This is a genomic window from Kineosporia mesophila, assembly GCF_021129235.1.
Taxonomy (GTDB): domain Bacteria; phylum Actinomycetota; class Actinomycetes; order Actinomycetales; family Kineosporiaceae; genus Kineosporia; species Kineosporia mesophila.
On sequence record NZ_JAJOMA010000018.1, the window covers coordinates 46008 to 64072 of the forward strand.

16 protein-coding genes and 1 pseudogene are annotated in these 18065 nt (G+C 70.4%); 4 read left to right on the top strand and 13 right to left on the bottom strand.

Annotated elements, in window-relative coordinates:
* Window positions 1–31: 31 nt before the first annotated feature.
* The 8 genes from LR393_RS23730 to LR393_RS23765 all read right to left on the bottom strand — a co-directional run bounded on the left by LR393_RS23730 (window position 32) and on the right by LR393_RS23765 (window position 11966).
* Complete coding sequence (locus tag LR393_RS23730; RefSeq protein ID WP_231486369.1) at window positions 32–412, bottom strand: hypothetical protein; 381 nt, start codon at window positions 410–412, stop codon at window positions 32–34.
* Window positions 413–467: 55 nt separating this feature from the next.
* On the bottom strand, window positions 468–1673 hold the full coding sequence (locus LR393_RS23735) for an ROK family protein (RefSeq protein WP_231486370.1): 1206 nt from the start codon (window positions 1671–1673) through the stop codon (window positions 468–470).
* On the bottom strand, window positions 1670–2932 hold the full coding sequence (locus tag LR393_RS23740; RefSeq protein WP_231486371.1) for a sugar ABC transporter permease: 1263 nt from the start codon (window positions 2930–2932) through the stop codon (window positions 1670–1672). The genes LR393_RS23735 and LR393_RS23740 overlap by 4 nt, the downstream gene beginning before the upstream one ends.
* Window positions 2929–3732, bottom strand: coding sequence for an ATP-binding cassette domain-containing protein (locus LR393_RS23745; protein ID WP_231486383.1), 804 nt, complete (start codon window positions 3730–3732; stop codon window positions 2929–2931). The genes LR393_RS23740 and LR393_RS23745 overlap by 4 nt, the downstream gene beginning before the upstream one ends.
* 84 nt (window positions 3733–3816) lie before the next feature.
* Window positions 3817–4935, bottom strand: coding sequence for a sugar ABC transporter substrate-binding protein (locus tag LR393_RS23750; protein ID WP_231486385.1), 1119 nt, complete (start codon window positions 4933–4935; stop codon window positions 3817–3819).
* Between the two features lie 354 nt (window positions 4936–5289).
* The gene (gene acnA / locus LR393_RS23755; RefSeq protein WP_231486394.1) at window positions 5290–8070 is read right to left on the bottom strand and encodes an aconitate hydratase AcnA; all 2781 of its coding nucleotides are present in this window, start codon (window positions 8068–8070) and stop codon (window positions 5290–5292) included.
* Window positions 8071–8401: 331 nt separating this feature from the next.
* Window positions 8402–9919 carry a class I SAM-dependent RNA methyltransferase gene (locus LR393_RS23760; RefSeq protein ID WP_231486396.1) on the bottom strand — a complete coding sequence of 506 codons (1518 nt, stop codon included), beginning with the start codon at window positions 9917–9919 and terminating at the stop codon, window positions 8402–8404.
* Complete coding sequence (locus LR393_RS23765; RefSeq protein ID WP_231486398.1) at window positions 9912–11966, bottom strand: APC family permease; 2055 nt, start codon at window positions 11964–11966, stop codon at window positions 9912–9914. Before LR393_RS23765 ends, LR393_RS23760 begins: the two co-directional genes overlap by 8 nt.
* 169 nt (window positions 11967–12135) lie before the next feature.
* Here LR393_RS23765 and LR393_RS23770 point away from each other — a divergent pair, with 169 nt between their 5' ends.
* The 3 genes and pseudogenes from LR393_RS23770 to LR393_RS23780 form a co-directional block, all read left to right on the top strand.
* Window positions 12136–12804 (top strand): potassium channel family protein, encoded by a 669-nt coding sequence (locus LR393_RS23770; protein ID WP_345718928.1) that lies wholly within the window; start codon window positions 12136–12138, stop codon window positions 12802–12804.
* On the top strand, window positions 12804–13466 hold the full coding sequence (locus LR393_RS23775) for a potassium channel family protein (protein WP_231486401.1): 663 nt from the start codon (window positions 12804–12806) through the stop codon (window positions 13464–13466). Before LR393_RS23770 ends, LR393_RS23775 begins: the two co-directional genes overlap by 1 nt.
* 367 nt (window positions 13467–13833) lie before the next feature.
* A pseudogene (locus tag LR393_RS23780) lies at window positions 13834–14112 on the top strand (GNAT family N-acetyltransferase); the annotation flags it as partial.
* Window positions 14113–14132: 20 nt separating this feature from the next.
* Here the strand turns inward: LR393_RS23780 and LR393_RS23785 are convergent.
* The 4 genes from LR393_RS23785 to dut all read right to left on the bottom strand — a co-directional run bounded on the left by LR393_RS23785 (window position 14133) and on the right by dut (window position 16862).
* Entirely contained in the window at window positions 14133–14882 is a 750-nt protein-coding gene (locus tag LR393_RS23785; protein ID WP_231486405.1) for a DUF3159 domain-containing protein, read from the bottom strand.
* On the bottom strand, window positions 14882–15313 hold the full coding sequence (locus LR393_RS23790) for an OB-fold nucleic acid binding domain-containing protein (RefSeq protein WP_231486407.1): 432 nt from the start codon (window positions 15311–15313) through the stop codon (window positions 14882–14884). Before LR393_RS23790 ends, LR393_RS23785 begins: the two co-directional genes overlap by 1 nt.
* A 248-nt stretch (window positions 15314–15561) precedes the next feature.
* The gene (locus LR393_RS23795) at window positions 15562–16344 is read right to left on the bottom strand and encodes a DUF3710 domain-containing protein (RefSeq protein ID WP_231486415.1); all 783 of its coding nucleotides are present in this window, start codon (window positions 16342–16344) and stop codon (window positions 15562–15564) included.
* Window positions 16344–16862 (bottom strand): dUTP diphosphatase, encoded by a 519-nt coding sequence (gene dut / locus LR393_RS23800; protein WP_345718932.1) that lies wholly within the window; start codon window positions 16860–16862, stop codon window positions 16344–16346. Before dut ends, LR393_RS23795 begins: the two co-directional genes overlap by 1 nt.
* Window positions 16863–16964: 102 nt before the next feature.
* Between dut and LR393_RS23805 the strand changes: the two genes are divergently transcribed.
* A complete protein-coding gene (locus tag LR393_RS23805) occupies window positions 16965–17426 on the top strand; it encodes a DUF3093 domain-containing protein (RefSeq protein WP_231486425.1) in 462 nt (153 codons plus the stop codon).
* Between the two features lie 44 nt (window positions 17427–17470).
* Here the strand turns inward: LR393_RS23805 and LR393_RS23810 are convergent, their stop codons facing one another.
* A complete protein-coding gene (locus LR393_RS23810) occupies window positions 17471–17770 on the bottom strand; it encodes a DUF4193 domain-containing protein (protein WP_231486427.1) in 300 nt (99 codons plus the stop codon).
* Window positions 17771–18065: the final 295 nt, after the last annotated feature.

Here is an 18065-nt window from a genome sequence, read left to right on the forward strand (position 1 = left end):
ACACCATCACCCTGTGCACCCGTCACGGCACTCACAGGCGCGGGATGTACCTCTCCCCGCGGAGCGCCCGCGCGATCAGCTCGACCCCGCGCGAGGCCGCCATCAGCCGGGCCTGCTCGTGCTCGACGGCCTCGATCATGTCGTCCAGCGCGGCGGGCGGGAGGTCGCGGGAGAGGTCGGTGCGGATCCGGCCCAGCCCCCGGGCCAGGGCCTGCCGCTGCGCCCCCACGTGCTGGTAGGCCAGCCAGGCCAGGCCGAGGGGCTGGCGGCGCAGCACGCCGTACCCGCGGAAGTCGGCGGGGCACAGGTCGAGCAGCCAGGCCGAGGCGGTCTGCTCCCAGTCGGTCGTGTCCGGGGGCCGGACCGCGTCCGGCCAGCCCGGCGGAACCGGCCCATTTCGGTTCGTGATCATGCGAACTTTTCCCGGGGAAGGTTCGCACGATCACGGACAGAGATCCCGGGGGGCCTCACGACAGGGCCGCCACCGGGTCGGCGAGGATCCCCTGCCAGGCGTACTCCCCCGCGCCGAGCAGCACCGCGTCCGGGCCGAGCTCGGGCAGCACCAGCCGCACCTGCTCCATCGGGGCCCGCAGCGCGGTCTCCCCGAGCACATCCCTCACCCGGTCCGCCACCAGCGGGTAGAGGTCCTGCAGCAGACCGCCGAGCACGACGAGCTGCGGGTTGAACACGTTCACCACATTGCCCAGGCCGATGCCGAGGTAGTCGGCCACCTCGTCCAGCCGTGAGGCCAGCGCCGCGCCGCCGGACCGCAGCAGCACACCCACCTCGCCCTCGTCGGCGTCCTCCCGCAGACCGAGGGCGCGAGCCATCGAACCGGCCCCGATCTCGGTCTCCCAGCACCCCCGCGCACCGCAGCGGCACCGCCGGCCACCGCGCCGGACCGTGATGTGGCCGAGCTCACCGGCGTACCCGCCGGATCCGGCCAGCGGCAGACCGCCGCTGATCACACCGCAACCGACACCGGTCTCGCCCTCGACGAACACCACGTCGTCGTAGCCGCGGGCCACGCCGCGCTGGTGCTCGGCGAGCACACCCAGGTCACCGTCGTTGGCCAGGCCGACGCGCAGGTCGTCGACGCCCTTCTCGGCGAGTGCCTCGTCCAGCAGTTCACCCAGGGGCTGGTCCTCCCAGCCGAGGTTGGGCGCGAACCGCACGTTGCCGTCCCGTCCCCGCACCACCCCGGGCACCGCGACGCCCAGGGAGAGCACGTGCCGGCCCGCCCGGGGGCCGGACAGCAGCTCCCGGGCCAGGGAGGCGAGCAGCCGGGCCACCGTGCGGGCGGAACCGTCGGAGAACTGCCGGCTGCGCCGGGCCACCACCACACCGCCCAGACCGATGAGAGCCATCGAGACCCGGCCGATCGCGATGTCCGCGGCCAGCACCTGCACCGTCTCCGGGCGGGTGCGGACCACCGCGGACGGCCGGCCGGCCTTGCCCTTGCGGCCGTCGCCGGGTTCCTCCAGCACGGCGCCGAGGGTGGCCAGCTCGGCCACCAGCCCGGCCACCGTGCTGCGGTTGAGCCCGGTCAGGTCGGTGAGCCGGGCCCGTCGCATCGGGCCGCCCAGGTGCAGCAGCCGCAGCAACTGGGACAGGTTGTGCCGGCGGACGTCCGGGGCCTCCCCGGTCAGACCGACGGGAAGGCGGGTCGTCACCTGCCGGTCGCGGCTGACCGCCGTCGGGACAGGGCATCGACACTGGCGGCGAGAAGAAGAACGGCTCCGGTCACGATGAACTGAATACCAGACTTCTGGGTAATCAGTGGAAGGCCGTTCTGGATCACCGCGACCACCAGGCCACCGAGGATGGCGTCGATGATCCGGCCCTTGCCGCCGAACAGCGAGGTACCACCGATGACCGCGGCACCGACCGCGTACAGCAGCGTCGAGGAACCACCGGTGGTGGGCGAGACACCGTTGTTGTACGAGGCGAACAGCACACCGCCGAAGGCGGCGAGCACCGAGCCGATGGCGAAGCAGACGATCTTGATCATCGGCACGTTGATACCCGCACGCCGGGCCGCCTCGGCGTTGCCGCCGACCGCGTAGACGTGCCGGCCGAACGCGGTGCGGCCCAGCAGGAAGGTCAGCACCAGCAGGAACACCAGGGTGACCGGGACGATCAGCGGCAGGCCCTTGAGCGACTTGATCGCCGGGTTCACCGCCCGCTCCTGGTTGAACAGGATCGTCACCGCGACCATGATCACCGCGAGCGCACCGACCTTCGCCGCGGTCACCGAGGTGCTGGTGACGGGCAGGTCGGCCTTACGGCGGGAGATCGAACCGAGCACCGCGATCGCGGCGTACCCGCCGACGACCAGCACGGTGAGCACCCAGCCGAGGGCCGGGCTGAGGTTCTTGTTCATGATCGCCAGGATCGTCTCGTTGGTGAGGCTGATCGTGCCGCCCTCACCGACCACGAGCAGCAGCACACCCTGCAGGGCCAGGAAGAAGGCCAGGGTGACCACGAACGAGGGGATGTTGAGCTGGGCCACCAGGGCGCCCATCACCGAGCCGATGACCAGACCGGTCGCCACGCAGGCGATCACGGCGACCGGCCAGGCCACGCCGTGGTTGGTCATCAGCACCACGAGCACGGCGGCGCCGACGCCGGAGGTGAAACCGGCGGCCAGGTCGATCTCGCCCAGCAGCAGGACGAAGATCAGGCCCATCGCGATGAAGATGACCGGGGCGGCCTGGTTGAGCAGGTTCGCGGCGTTCCGGGTGGAGGCGAAGCTGTCGGGCCGCATCGCGGAGAAGAAGATCACCAGCGCGATGAACCCGAGAATGGCCGGGAGAGAACCGACGTCGCCACCACGAAGTTTGTCGACGTAGGCCTGGACGGTTCCGCCGATGCTGTCCTCCGGCCGCCGGGGCGCGGACGGCCGGCTCGGGGCTGCGGTTCCGGTGGTCATGCGACAGCCTCCTGGGCGAGCGCGGGCGGCAGCCCGAGGTCGCCACTGCGACCGGATGTGATGAGCTCGACGATCTGGGTGGTGCTCGTGGACCGGGCGTCGATCTGGGCGGCGGTGCGGCCCAGATACAGGGCGCAGACGCTGTCCGCGACGCGCAGCACATCATTCATGTTGTGCGAGATCAGGATCACGGCCAGGCCGTTGTCGGCCAGCCGCCGCACCAGCTGCAGCACCTGCTCGGTCTGCGCCACGCCGAGGGCCGCGGTGGGCTCGTCGAGGATCACCAGCTTGCTGTTCCACAGCACCGACTTGGCGATCGCGACGGTCTGCCGCTGACCTCCGGAGAGGCTGGAGACCTTCTGCCGCACCGACTTCAGCGTGCGCACGGACAGGCCGGCCAGGGTCTCCTGGGCCCGCCGTTCCATCGCCGTCTCGTTCAGGGTGAGCCCCGAGCGCATCTCCCGGCCGAGGAACATGTTCTGCACCACGTCCAGGTTGTCGCACAGCGCGAGGTCCTGGTACACGACCTCGATGCCCAGCGCCGCCGACTGTTTCGGGTGGTTGACCGTCACGGTCTTCCCCTCGAAACGGTATTCACCGGAGTCGAAGGCGTAGATGCCGGCGATGCCCTTGACAAAGGTCGACTTGCCCGCCCCGTTGTCACCGACCAGCGCGGTCACCTTGCCCGCCCAGGCGTCCAGGCCGACGTCCTTGAGCACGTGCACCGCACCGAAGCTCTTGTTGATTCCCCGCAGGCTGAGTATCGGCTCCCCGCCTGCGTTCTGGGTGTTCTCTGTCATCTGGTCGCTCCTACCGCAGCCGGGTGATGAAGGCCGGGTTCCCGGGCCGGATACCCGGCCCGGGAACCCGTGGAACCGAAGACGTCAGGAGACGCCGTTCTCCGTGCAGGCCTTCTTCAGCTCCGCGGTGGTGCAGAGCTTCGCGACGGTGGTCTGACCGGCCGAGATCACGTCCTTCACCTTGTCCGCGGTGATCGCCTCGGGCACCAGCAGAACCGACTTCACGTCCTTGTTCAGCTTGGTGTCCTTGGTGGTGCCGGTGGCCAGCGCGTCCGCGGCCGAGGTGTCACCCTTGGTCAGCGCCACGGCGAGGTCGGCGGCCGAGACGGCCTCCTTGTTCTTGATGTCCTTGAAGATCGTCACGCACTGCGTGCCGAGCAGCACCCGCTGCAGGCCCTCGTCGGTGGCGTCCTGGCCGGTGACCGGGATCTTGCCGGCCTCACCGGCGGTGTCCAGACGGGCCACGACCGCACCCGCGAGACCGTCGTTGGCGGCCGCGACGCCGACGAAGTCACCCTTCTGCTGGGTGTAGATCTGCTCGAAGAGCGTGCCGGCCTTCTGGTTGTCCCAGTCCGGCACCGCCTGCGAGTCGGTGACCTTGTAACCGGCGTCGGTGACGACCTTGTCGTAACCCTGCTTGAACAGGGTGGCGTTGTTGTCGGTGGGCGCGCCGTTCAGCTCGACCACGTTGCCGGTCTTGTCGCCGTTGGCCTGCATGCACGAGACCAGGGCGGTGCCCATGGCCGTGCCGACCGCGACGTTGTCGAACGAGACGTAGTACGAGGCGCCGCCGCCCAGCGTGAGGCGGTCGTAGTCGATCACGGGAACGCCTGCGTCCGTAGCCTTCTTGATCGCCGCGGTGCCGCTGGCGTCGTCGAGGCTGTCGATGAGCAGGACGGTCACACCGCTGGAGAGCATGCCCTCGGCGATGGACTGGAACTTGTTCTTGTCGCCGCCGGCGTTCTGGATGTCGTAGTCGACACCGGCCTTCTCGAAGGCGGCCTTGAGAGCGGGGCGGTCGATGCTCTCGTAACGGGCCGAGGACGCGGCGTCCGGAAGGATGACGCCGACCTTGCCCTTCGCCGTGCTGGTGCTGCCCGAACCACCGGAACCCGACGAGTCGGACGAACCGCCGCCACAGGCCGAGAGGGCCAGAATGCCGGCGGTACCGACCGAAAGGGCCGCAAAGAGGTGCTTGCGCATGTGCTGTGGTCCTCCTCCGCACCGGCAACTCTGCCGGTGCTAGCTGGGGACCCCGCAGGTCAGCGGGATCCCGACGGCGACTCCTCACGCGTCAGAACCCCATCGTCGGCCCTGACGCGAATATGTTGCCGCTCACAACATATGCACGTCGGTCCCCGATGCGCCAGCGCCGGATGTGGCCTGCGTCATTACAGGTCGGTAACGCCAGAGCCACTGATCGCTCGAAGTCATCTGCGAACGCCACATCGGCAGGCCGGACGCGGGACTTGCGGCCCAAACACACGGGGCCCGCCCGGGTTCCCCCACATGGAGGGAACCCGGGCGGGCCCGGTAGCTCTGTGTGACGAGCGGGAGCTACGCGACGAGTGACCGCAGCACGTACTGGAGGATGCCGCCGTTGCGGTAGTAGTCGGCCTCACCGGGCGTGTCGATGCGGACGACCGCGTCGAACTCGACCGTGGAGCCGTCCTCCCTGGTGGCGGTGACCTTCACGGTGGACGGGGTGGTGCCGTTGTTGAGCTCGGTCACCCCGGCGATCGCGAAGGTCTCGGTGCCGTCCAGGCCCAGTGACCCGGCGTTCTCGCCGGCCGGGAACTGCAGCGGCAGAACACCCATGCCGATCAGGTTCGAGCGGTGGATCCGCTCGAAGCTCTCGGTGATGACGGCGCGGACGCCGAGCAGGCTGGTGCCCTTGGCGGCCCAGTCCCGGCTGGAACCCGAGCCGTACTCCTTGCCCGCCAGCACGACCAGCGGCACCCCGGCGGCCGCGTAGGCCTGGGCCGCGTCGTAGATCGTGGTCTGCTCGCCCCCGGCCAGGAAGTTCCGGGTGAAGCCGCCCTCGACGCCGTCCAGCAGCTGGTTGCGCAGCCGGATGTTCGCGAACGTGCCACGGATCATCACCTCGTGGTTACCGCGACGGGAACCGTAGGAGTTGAAGTCCTTCCGGGCCACACCGTGCTCGGCCAGGTAGATGCCCGCGGGCGAGTCCACCTTGATCGAGCTCGCCGGGCTGATGTGGTCGGTGGTCACCGAATCGCCCAGTTTGGCCAGCACCCGGGCGTTCTCGATGTCTGTCACGGGCGCGGGCGTGCTCTGCATACCCTCGAAGTACGGGGGCTTGCGCACGTACGTCGACTCGGCGTCCCAGGCGAACGTGCCGCCCTCGGGCGTGGGCAGCGACTTCCAGCGCTCGTCCCCGGCGAACACGTCGGCGTAGTCCCCGACGAACATGTCCTTGGTGATGGAGTTCTCGACCACGGCGGCGACGTCCTGCGCGCTCGGCCAGATGTCGGCCAGGAACACGTCCTCGCCGTTGCCGCCGGTGCCGATCGGGTCCGTCGCCGGGTCCCAGTCCATGGTGCCGGCCAGCGCGTACGCGATCACCAGGGGCGGCGAGGCGAGGTAGTTCATCTTGATGTCCGGGTTGATCCGGCCCTCGAAGTTCCGGTTGCCCGAGAGCACCGAGACCACCGAGAGGTCGTTCTCCTGCACCGCGGCCGAAACCTCTTCGGGCAGCGGGCCGGAGTTACCGATACAGGTCACGCAGCCGTAGCCGACCAGGTGGTAACCGAGCTTCTCCAGGTACGGCGTCAGGCCGGCCCTGGCGTAGTAGTCCATCACCACCTTGGAACCCGGCGCCATCGTGGTCTTCACCCACGGCTTCACCGAGAGACCGCGCTCCACGGCGTTCTTCGCCAGCAGCGCCGCCGCCACCATCACCGAGGGGTTCGAGGTGTTGGTACAGGAGGTGATGGCCGCGATGGCCACGTGGCCGTGGTCCAGCTCGGTCTTCGTGCCGTCGGCCATGGTGATCGGGACCCGCTGGTGCGGGCGGCCGTTCGACTCGTGCGGCGCGGCCGGCTCGTCGGCCGCGGTCGACTCCGAGGCCGTCGGCGAGTCACTGGCCGGGAACGACTCGACCAGGGCCTCGTCCTGCGGACCCTCCTGCGTCACGTAGTCGAGAATCGTTCCGCGGAAAGACTTCTTCGCGTGCGACAGCTCGATGCGGTCCTGCGGGCGCTTCGGCCCGGCGATGCTGGGGACCACCGTGGACAGGTCGAGCTCGAGGTACTCGGAGTACTTGGCCTCGGTCGAGGGGTCGTGCCACAGACCCTGCTCCTTGGTGTACGCCTCGACCAGCGCCACCTGCTGGTCGCTGCGGCCGGTCAGGCGCAGGTAGTCGAGCGTGACCTCGTCGATCGGGAAGATCGCGCAGGTGGAACCGAACTCGGGGCTCATGTTGCCGATCGTGGCCCGGTTGGCCAGCGGCACGGCGCCGACGCCCTCGCCGTAGAACTCGACGAACTTGCCCACCACACCGTGCTTGCGCAGCTGCTCGGTGATCGTCAGCACCACGTCGGTGGCGGTCACGCCGGCCGGGATCTCGCCACTCAGCCTGAAACCGACCACGCGCGGGATGAGCATGCTCACCGGCTGGCCCAGCATCGCGGCCTCGGCCTCGATACCGCCCACGCCCCAGCCCAGCACGCCGATGCCGTTGACCATCGTGGTGTGCGAGTCGGTGCCCACGCAGGTGTCGGGGTAGGCGATGCCGTCCCGCTCGAAGATGACCCGCGCCAGGTGCTCGATGTTGACCTGGTGCACGATGCCGGTACCCGGGGGCACCACCTTGAAGTCGTCGAAGGCCGTCTGCCCCCAGCGCAGGAACTGGTAGCGCTCACCGTTGCGCTGGTACTCCAGGTCGACGTTCTTCTCGAACGCGTCGGAGCGGCCGAACACGTCGGCGATCACCGAGTGGTCGATCACCATCTCGGCCGGGGCCAGCGGGTTGATCTTCGCCGGGTCGCCACCCAGGTCGGCGACGGCCTCACGCATCGTGGCCAGGTCGACGATGCAGGGCACACCGGTGAAGTCCTGCATGATCACGCGGGCCGGGGTGAACTGGATCTCGGTGTCCGGGTTCGCGTTCGGGTCCCAGCCGGCCAGGGCCCGGATGTGGTCCGCGGTGATGTTCGCGCCGTCCTCGGTCCGCAGGAGGTTCTCCAGCAGGACCTTGAGGCTGAACGGCAGCCCGGCGGCACCGGGCACGGCCGAGAGCCGGAAGATGTCGTAGCTCGCGTCCCCGGCCGAGAGCTCGCCGCGGGCGCCAAAGCTGTCGAGGCTGTCACTGCTCAACGAGAGCTCCTTAGATCGTCGTAGATCGTCGTTTCCCCAGGCACCATACTAAAGTATCTCGACGTCAAGATAGTTAGCCGAACCTAACTCGAGGGTGCCCCGTCAAGAGCCGGGGTGCAGGTTGACGCGCGGGAGCTTCCGGGCCGCCCCGTGATCTCCGTGATCTCCGTGATCTCCGTGATCTCCGCGGCCCCGCGAGCCGGGCGTCCCCGCGTCCTCTGTTCGTGATCATGCAAAAGTTCCCCGGCGTTCTAGAACTCTTACGCGCAGAGTTCTGGAACGCCGGGGAGACTTTGCCTGATCACGAACAAAAATAAATGAGGGACGCGGGTCAGCCCCGGCGCTCGGGTCGCCGGCCCGGTCGTTCGGGTCGGCGGTTGGGGCGGTCGGGGCGGCCCGTGCGCACCGGGCGCTCGACCGCCACCGGCAGGTCCTTCGCCACGGGACGCTCGCCCTTCGGCACCAGCACGGCCACGCACTCCACGTGATGGGTCATCGGGAACAGGTCGAACGCCCGGATGCCCTTCAGCTCGTACCCGGCGGCATCGGCCGTGGCCAGGTCACGGGCGAGCGCGGCCGGGTCGCAGGCCACGTAGACGACCACCCGCGGGGCCAGGGCCACGATCTGGGCGATCACTTCCCTGCCCGCACCCGACCGGGGCGGGTCGAGCACCACGACGTCGGCTCCCCCACGCGTCCCCTGCTCCCCCTCGGGTGTCAGGGGACCACCCTGCGCGGCCAGGCGGGGCAGCACGCGGGACACCGAACCGGCCTCCACGCGCACCTGCCCGAGGTCGTGCAGCCCGCGGCGGGCGTCGGACGCGGCGCGGGTGTCCCCCTCGACGAGGATCACGCTGCCCGTGACGCCGACCTGGTCGGCCAGCCCGGCCGCGAACAGGCCGACACCGCCGTACAGGTCCAGCGTGCGCTCGCCCGGCTGAGCCTGCGCTGCTTCCAGCACGGCGTCGAGCAGGGTCTGCGCGGCGGCCGGATGCACCTGCCAGAAGCCGGTGCCGGTCACCCGGAACGGACGCACCTTGCCCCCGACCAGCACCTCCTCGGTGACCCAGGTGCGACCCTTGACCTGGTGCAGACCCTCGGTGTCACGGGTGGCGACGTTGGTGCCGGCCGGCAGCCGGGGCAGGCGCAGCTTGTCGCCGGCCCGCCCGGCCACCGCCTCGGCCACGACCAGCGGGGTGCCGGTGGTGGGGGCGATCACCTCGACGGCCAGGGTGTTCGGCCAGCGGGCGCCGGTGACGCCGAGCTCCGCGGCGGCCGGGTGCGCGATCAGGCACTCCTTCACCGCGATCACGTCGTGCGAGCGGTGCCTGCGCAGGCCGGGACGGCCCTCGGTGTCGGAGGTGAAGCGCACCCGGGTGCGCCAGCCCAGGCCGTCACCCTCCGGACCCTCGACCACCACGGCGGGCGCCGGGTCGAGCTTGGCGATGCGGCGCAGCTGCTCGGCGACCACGTCACCCTTCATCCGGCGCTGGGCGTCCAGGTCGGCGTGCTGCCAGTCGCAGCCACCGCACAGGCCCGGCCCGGACACCGGGCACGGCGCCGTCACCCGGTCGGGCGAGGGCTCGATCGCCTCGACCGCGTCGGCGCGCCAGAACTTGGCGTCGGGGGCGGACTCGGTCAGCCGGGCCAGCACCACCTCACCGGGCAGCGCGTGGCGCACGAAGACCACCCGTCCGTCGTAGCGGGCCACGCAGTGGCCGCCGTGGGCGACCGGACCGATCTCGAGCTGGATGAGCTCGTCGGTGACCAGTCCGGGACCGTTCTGGTCCCGGGTGGTGTCCGGTGTGGCGGGGCGGCGTTCGCCGTCCCCCGTCGGGCCCTCAGGCATCCTGCTCCTTCGTGTTCGGTTCAAGCTGTTCCCCGTGCGGCGGCACCGCGCCCCGACGCGCGTCACCGGGTGCGCCCCGGCGCAGTTCTCCCAGCCGGTGCCGCGACGACCTCAGCTGCCACGGCACGCTGGCCACGATCACGCCGGGCATGAAGTGCAGCCCGCCCTTCAGCCGCAGCGCGCTCTGGTTGTGCAGCAACTGCTCCCACCAGCGTCCGACCACGTACTCGGGCACGTAGACGACCACCAGGTCGCGCGGGCTCTCCCGGCGCACGCTGCGCACGTAATTCAGCACCGGGCGGGTGATCTCACGGTACGGGGAGTCCAGGGCCCGCAGCGGCACCGGGATGTCGCGGCGCTCCCACTCGTCCTGCAGACGCCGGGTCTCGTCCCCGTCGACGTTGACGGTCACGGCCTCCAGCAACGACGGCCGCGAGGCCCGGGCGTAGGCCAGGGCCCGCATCGTCGGCTTGTGCAGCTTGGAGACCAGCACGATGGCGTGCACCCGGGAGGGCAGCATGCGCCCGCGGGCGTCGTCCTCCTCGGCCAGTTCCGCGCTCACCGAACGGTAGTGCCGGCGGATGGCCAGCATCAGCACGAAGAGCAGGGCCATGAAGATCAGGGCCAGGTAGGCGCCGCGGGTGAACTTGGTGATGAGCACCACCACCAGCACGCTGCCGGTGATGGTCACGCCGATCGCGTTGATCACGCGGGACTGCTGCATCTTGCGCCGGGCGGCCGTCTCGGTCTCCTGCCGCAGCAGCCGGGTCCAGTGCCGCACCATGCCGGTCTGGCTGACGGTGAAGGAGATGAAGACGCCCACGATGTAGAGCTGGATCAGCCGGGTGACCTGCGCGTCGAAGGCCAGGATGAGCAGGCAGGCGCCGACCGCGAGCGCGACGATGCCGTTGCTGTAGGCCAGCCGGTCGCCGCGGGTGTGCAGCTGGCGCGGCAGCAGGTCGTCCTTGGCCAGGATCGAGCCGAGTACCGGGAAGCCGTTGAAGGCGGTGTTCGCGGCGAGGATGAGGATCAGGCCGGTGGCGAACGTGACCAGGTAGAAGGCCGGCGGGAAGCCACCGAAGAGCGCGCCCGCGATCTGCCCGATCACCGGGTCCTGCACGTAGTCCTCGCCGACCGACCGGCCGTCGCGGAACAGCTGCTCGGCCGGGAACTCGGCGAAGCGCACGTGCATCAGCCGGGCCAGGACGATCGTGGACATCAGCATGGCCACCGCGATGCCGCCGAGCAGGGCCAGCGTGGTGGCGGCGTTGCGGCTCTTGGGCTTCTTGAACGCGGGCACCCCGTTGCTGATGGCCTCGACCCCGGTGAGCGCGGCGCAGCCCGAGGAGAAGGCCCGCAGCAGCAGGAAACCGCCGCCCAGGCCGACCAGACCCTGCTCGAACTGGGTCTCGGGCCGCAGCACCAGGTCGGCGCTCTCGGCCAGGGGCAGGTCGCCGAGGAAGTACCGGACGAAGCCCCAGGCGCTCATGCCGAGGATCGAGACCATGAACACGTAGGTGGGAATCGCGAAGGCGGTGCCGGACTCCCGCACCCCGCGCAGGTTGATGGTGGTCAGCAGCACGACCACCGCCACCGCGAGGAGGGCCTCGTGCCCCCGCAGGAAGGGCAGGGCCGAGGCGGCGTACTGGGCGCCGGAGGAGATCGACACGGCCACGGTCAGCACGTAGTCGACCAGCAGGGCGCTGGCCACGGTGACGCCGGCCATCGGGCCGAGGTTGACCGTGGCCACCTCGTAGTCGCCGCCGCCGGAGGGGTAGGCGTGCACGTTCTGCCGGTACGAGGCCACCACGATCAGCATGACGAAGACCACGGAGACACCGACCCACGGCGAGAGCGCGTAGGACGTCAGGCCGGCGGCCGCGAGCGTGAGCAGGATTTCGTCAGGTGCGTAGGCGACGGACGACAGTGCGTCGGAGGCGAAGACCGGCAGCGCGATCCGTTTGGGCAGCAGGGTCTCGCCCAGACGTTCGCTGCGCACCGGCCGCCCGACGAGCAGCCGCTTGACGGCGCCGGGATAGTTGGGCACGACGGGTCATGGTAGGCCTGTTCGTGGTGGTGTCGTCACGGGGTGGTCACTTCTGCCCAGGCTTGACCCGCCCCTGGGCGAAGGCGGGCGCGGGAACGTGTACCTTCGCTGGCGGACAGCGCCGAGTGGGCTGACCACGGCGAAGGTCATCTGAGAGGGCCGGGCGAACGTGCACTTCGTGATCATGGGTTGCGGCCGGACCGGTTCGACACTGGCCCAGATGGTCGAGGACCGGGGCCACACCGTCGCGGTGGTGGATCAGAACGCGAACGCCTTCCGCCGTCTCGGGCCGCACTTCGAGGGCCGGCGCGTGGTCGGGCCGGGTTTCGACCGGGACACGCTGACCGAGGCCGGCATCGAGGACGCGTACGCGTTCGCCGCCGTCAGCAACGGTGACAACTCCAACATCCTGGCGGCCCGGGTGGCCCGCGAGACGTTCGGCATCAGCAACGTGGTCGCCCGGATCTACGACCCGGGCCGCGCCGAGGTCTACCAGCGCCTGGGCATACCCACCGTCGCCACCGTGCGCTGGACCGCCGACCAGATGGCCCGCCGTCTGCTGCCGGCCGGCGCGATCTCCGAGTTCCGCGACCCTTCCGGGGCCGTGATCCTGGCCGAGGTGCAGGTGCACACCGGCTGGGTGGGCCGGCGGATGCCCGTGCTGGAAGCTGCCTCCGGCGCCCGCGTGGCCTTCCTCACCCGGCTCGGCGAGGGCATCGTGCCCGGCGCCGACACCGTTTACCAGGAGGGCGACCTGGTGCACTTCGTGCTCCGGCACGACCAGCTGACCTCGGTGGAGCAGCGCCTGTCCGTCCAGCCCTCGAAGGATCAGCTCTGATGCGGATCGTCATCGTCGGCGCCGGCAGCGTCGGCCGCTCCATCGCGCGGGAACTGCTCACCAACGGGCACCGCGTGCTCCTGATCGACAAGGACCCGAACGCCATCCGGGTCACCAGCGTGCCCGAGGCCGAGTGGCTGCTCGCCGACGCCTGCGAGATCAGCTCGCTGGCCGACGCCGGGCTGGCCGACTGCGACGTGGTGGTGGCCGCCAGCGGTGACGACAAGGCGAACCTGGTGGTCTCGCTGCTGTCGAAGACCGAGTACGGCGTGCCCCGCACCGTGGCCCGGGTCAACACCCCGGCCAACGAGTGGATGTTCGACGAGGCCTGGGGCGTCGACGTGGCCGTGTCCACCCCACGCATCATGACGGCGCTGGTCGAGGAGGCCGTGTCGATCGGTGAGCTGGTGCGGATCTTCACGTTCCAGCAGGGTCAGGCCGCGATGGTCGAGCTCACCCTGCCCGATGCGTCACCCCTGGCCGGCACCACGGTCGGCGAGATCGCCTGGCCCGACGACACCGTGCTGGTCGGCATCATCCGCGGCGAGCGCCCCATCGCCCCGAGCCGGGACGACGCCCTCGAGGCCGGTGACGAACTGATGTTCATCACGGTGCCCGAGAGCGAGGACGCGCTCCAGGAGCTGCTGAACCCCCGCACGTGATCCGCCCGCTCACCCCCGCCGGCATCCCGGCCGGCCAGGCCGTGGCCACCGCCCACGGCTGGCCGCCCCGGCCGGGGCGGGCAGGGCATCGGGGGTGCGCCGCGGACAGCGTCTTTCTCCACGCCCCGGCCGCGGGGCGGCCGATCCACGAGAATCTGGACTTCCGGTGCGTGGACGAACTGGTGACGCACGCGGGGCCCTGGCCCCCCGCCGGCTTGAGGACGACGGTCAGGGTGACGTCGAGGGACGAGGTGGTCACGGCCCTGGACGCCGAGGCCGTCGGCTACTCCCGTAGGGCTCTGCGGCGCCGTCCTCCAGCCTTCGCGGAGCAGATCCGGGTCGCGCACGACGACGCGGGCCGGCCCTCGGCCACGCCGCCGCGGGGGGCACCACCGTCCGGACGGCGATCGGCCCCGTGGTGGCACCGGACAGTGCCGTCGCCCGGGCCCTGGTGACCGATCCGGCGACCTCGGCCGAGGGACCGGTGCGCGTGGACCTCCTGGCGAGGGCCGACCCTCCGCTGCACACGTGGCTGACCGCGAACGGCCTGACCGAGATCATGCGGGCGACCCTGATGGTACGCGGCGACGACCTGCCCCCGGGCAACGGAAGCGACCTGGCGCCCCTCATGCAGTCCCGGGGCTGACCTGCCCCCAGACTTCTCCGTCAGTACGGGGTTTGGGGGGTCTCGTCCGGGTCGACCAGGATCACGGGTTCGGCCGGTTTGACCACCGGCACCGAGCGCAGCACCAGCCACATCAGCCAGAGGGCCAGGGCGAAGAGGGGCAGGCCCAGCACGGTGGCGTTCAGGGTGCCCAGCAGCGCGGTCTCGTCGGCCAGCCACAGCGGGATCTGCACGGCCAGGCGCACCAGGAACAGGGCGGCGAAGATCCAGGTGGCCAGCACGTAGACCCGGCTGCGGGCCGGGTGCTTGCGCCACTCGAACATCTCACCGGTGATCGGCCCCACGAAGATGCCGACGATCGGCCAGCGCACCAGCGCCGAGATGATCGCACCGGCGGCGGAGGCGGCGTTCTTGAGAATGCTGGGCAGGAAGAAGTCCGAGGCCCGGCCGGTCTTGCTGGCCACGTAGGCACCGATCGCGATGCCGATGACCCCCGAGAAGACCTGGGTGAGGGGCTCGCGGGCGATCAGCCGCCAGACGATCAGCACGGCCAGGGGCACACAGGCGGCGATGACCGACGGCCGCAGCTCGTTGGTGATCGCGAAGACCAGTGAGAAGACCGCGTACGGCAGCACCGACTCGATCACGCCGCGCGGGCCGCCGATGCTCTTCTTCAGGTCGAACTCGGCCGCCACGGCCGCGCCGAACTTGCCCTGGGCCACGGCCTCGGCCGCGTGCTCCGCCTGTTCGGCCACGTGGTGGTGCTCCCCCGGCATCCGCGACTCGGTCATCAGCTTCCCGTACCGGGGACGAGTTCGTACCGCGGGTTGAAGATGGTGGCGGTGCCGCTGGCCTCACAGACCACGCCCTGTACCCGGATGCGCCGGCCGGGCTCGACCCCGCCGATGTGGCGGCGCCCCAGCCAGATCACGGAGATGCTGCCGCTGCCGTCGTACAGCTCGGCCACCAGCGCCGGGACACCGGCCCGGGGCCGCAGCGTGACCGCGCGCAGCGTGCCGCAGACCATGGCGGGCTGCCGCGACTTCAGCTGGGCGATCGGCGTACCACCCAGCCGCACCGCCTGCTCCCGCTCCTCGTCCGCGTGCACCACGTGCTGCGGTGCCGTGAACTTGGCCAAGGCCCGGCGGAGGCCGAAGCGCTCGGCCGCTCTGTTCTCTACCGACGCGATCGTCGCCTGATCACCGGTGATCTGCTTACCCACAGTTTTCAGCGTACCCATCCCGGACCCGCTCTCCGACCGTCCCCCGGGTATCGGAAGAGTGGCCAACAGCACTCTTTCCCTGTCTGGCGAACTCCTGCTCAACAAGGTAATTCAGATTTTATTCCCAGGCGCGGGAGGAACCTTGATCAAGTCTTGACCCGCACGAAAGAGCCGCCCGCCAGGCACCCGAGAGGGATGCCGGACGGACGGCTCACGAGCGCGTCCGGGCCGTCGAGGGGCCCACGGACTCAGCGCAGTTCGGTGATCTCCGGGCCGCGCTCCGGCGGGCGCAGGGAGTCGCCGGCCGGCTCGGCCGTGCCCTCCTCACCCTCCGACTGGGCGTTCTCGGGCAGGCGCAGCGGCAGCAGCTCGCGCGGGGCCATCGCCTCGGCACCGCGCACCACCACCACGTCACGCACCAGCCGCTCCAGCTCCTGCGCCTTCTCCTCGTCCAGCGCCGCGGCACCGTGGAAGACCGCCCGCAGGAACCAGCGCGGACCGTCGACACCGGAGAACCGGGCGGGCTGCAGCACGGTGCGGCCGTCGGGGGTGCGGGCCGGCACCTTGGCCAGGAGCTCCCGGCCGAACACCCCGGGGACGTCGTCCACCTCGCCGCCCTGACGGCTCACGCTGGCGGAGATCTCGCTGCGGATCTCGTCCCAGATGCCGGAGGTGCGCGGGGCCGCGAACGCCTGCAGCTGCACCGCGGAGTCCTCGAGCTGCACGGTCGCCGCGATCACCTTGCTGGTCTCCTCCTCGATCTCGAGGCGGATCTGGATCGTGCCCTCCTTGGCGGGCAGCCGGATCGCGCCGAGATCGATGTAGGTCTCCTCGGCGTCGGCCTCCGACTCGTCCCAGGGACCCTTCGACCGGTCGTAGACGTCGGTGAGGGGCGACAGTTTCCTGCCTGCGCTCTCCTCACCCGGCGTCCCGTCCGCGTCGGCCACCGCGTCGTCCGTGAAGCCCGTGGACGCCGTGCCCTCGTCGACGCCGGAGGCGTCGTCCCCCTTGTTACGTCGGAACCAGCTCATCAGTGTTCTCCTCGTTGCGTTGCCTGCCCCGTCGCCTGCACCGTCGCCGTGCCCGTGGACCCGAACCCACCCTCACCGCGGGCCGAGCCCGGCAACCGACCGGCCTCGACGAAGTACGCCCGGCTCACCGGTTGCACCACCAGCTGGGCGATCCGGTCACCCCGCTTCAGCTCGACCGGCGTCTCGCGGTCGGTGTTCAGCAGCGTGACCCTGATCTCCCCGCGATATCCGGCGTCGACCGTGCCGGGGGCGTTGACCACCGTCAGACCGCACCGCGCGGCCAGACCGGACCGCGGGTGCACGAAGGCGGCGTACCCGTCGGGCAGCGCGATCGCGACACCGGTCGGGACCGTCTGGCGCTCACCGGGCCCCAGGGTCACGTCGACGGTCGTGACGAGGTCGGCCCCGGCGTCACCGGGATGGGAGTAACCGGGCACGGGGATCTCGGGGTCGAGGCGCTGCAGCAGCACCTCGACCTGGCCGGGCGCGAAGCCAGACCGGCCGGGACCCTCGTCGATGGCGCCGGCGGGCGCGGAAGGCGTGCTCACGGTGGAACAGCCTAGCCAGCGCTCGCCACCACCTGGCGCACACTCCGGATCCGGGCGTGGGAAGCTGATTTCATGAGCTCGGATCAGCAGCGCAAGACCGGCGTCACGAACCTCGTGGAGTCCCTCCGCCCCTCCCCCGTGATGTGGCTGGTCCTCGTCGTGCTCGGTGCCTCGTTCGGGCTGATCCCCGGCCCCATCAACACCACGATCGCCGTGGTCACCGGGGTGGCCACGGCCGTGCTGGCGGTGGTGCTGGTGGTCGTCTTCACCCCGCGCCTGCAGCTGGCGAAGGGCGTCTTCTCGGCCGGCCGGGCCAAGGTGCCCGCATCGCTGGTCGCGAAGGTCGAGCCGCTGGACGCGGCTCAGATGAGGGCCGCGCACGGCGTCGATCTGGACGCGCGCGCGTACCTCTGCACCCGGGCCTGGGTGCACACGGGGATCAGGGTCACCCTGAACGACCCGCAGGACCCCACGCCCTACTGGCTGATCTCGACCCGCAGGCCGCAGGAATGGGTGCGGGCGCTGGGCTCGTGACCGAACCCGCGCGCCCCCCACTCAGTTCGTCCGCCGCCTGAACCTCAGGCCGCGCACTCCTTGCAGATGAGCTGACCGTTCTTCTCGCCCGCCAGCTGGCTGCGGTGGTGTACCAGGAAGCAGCTCATGCAGGTGAACTCGTCGGCCTGGCGGGGCAGGACCCGGACGGAGAGCTCCTCGTTGGAGAGGTCGGCGCCGGGGAGCTCAAAGCCCTCCGCCGCTTCGGTCTCGTCCTCGTCGACCGAGCCGGTCGACTTGTCGACCCGGCGGGCCTTGAGCTCTTCGAGCGAGTCCTCGTTGAGGTCGTCGTCGGTCTTGCGCGGCGCGTCGTAGTCGGTTGCCATGGTTGAGTCACGCTCCGGTGTGTGGAACCCAGGAGGACGGGCCCTCCCTCCGCGCCCGCACGTGCGGCAACGGTCGAGGTCGCGTTTGCCCCCTGGGAACGGGGATTGCTGATCGTTACTGGTGGTACTGGCCTTGCTGTCTTACGCCGAGGTGACGGTGCTCGCGCCCTGCACGTTCGAGGTCGTTGCTACCGGACTGTGGACCAACGCATCCGGAGCCTGATTTGTGCCCGCTCTCGCGGCAGGGATTGTGCACCAGTCCAGCGCCGTTGGCCATACCGCCACCCCGGCAGAC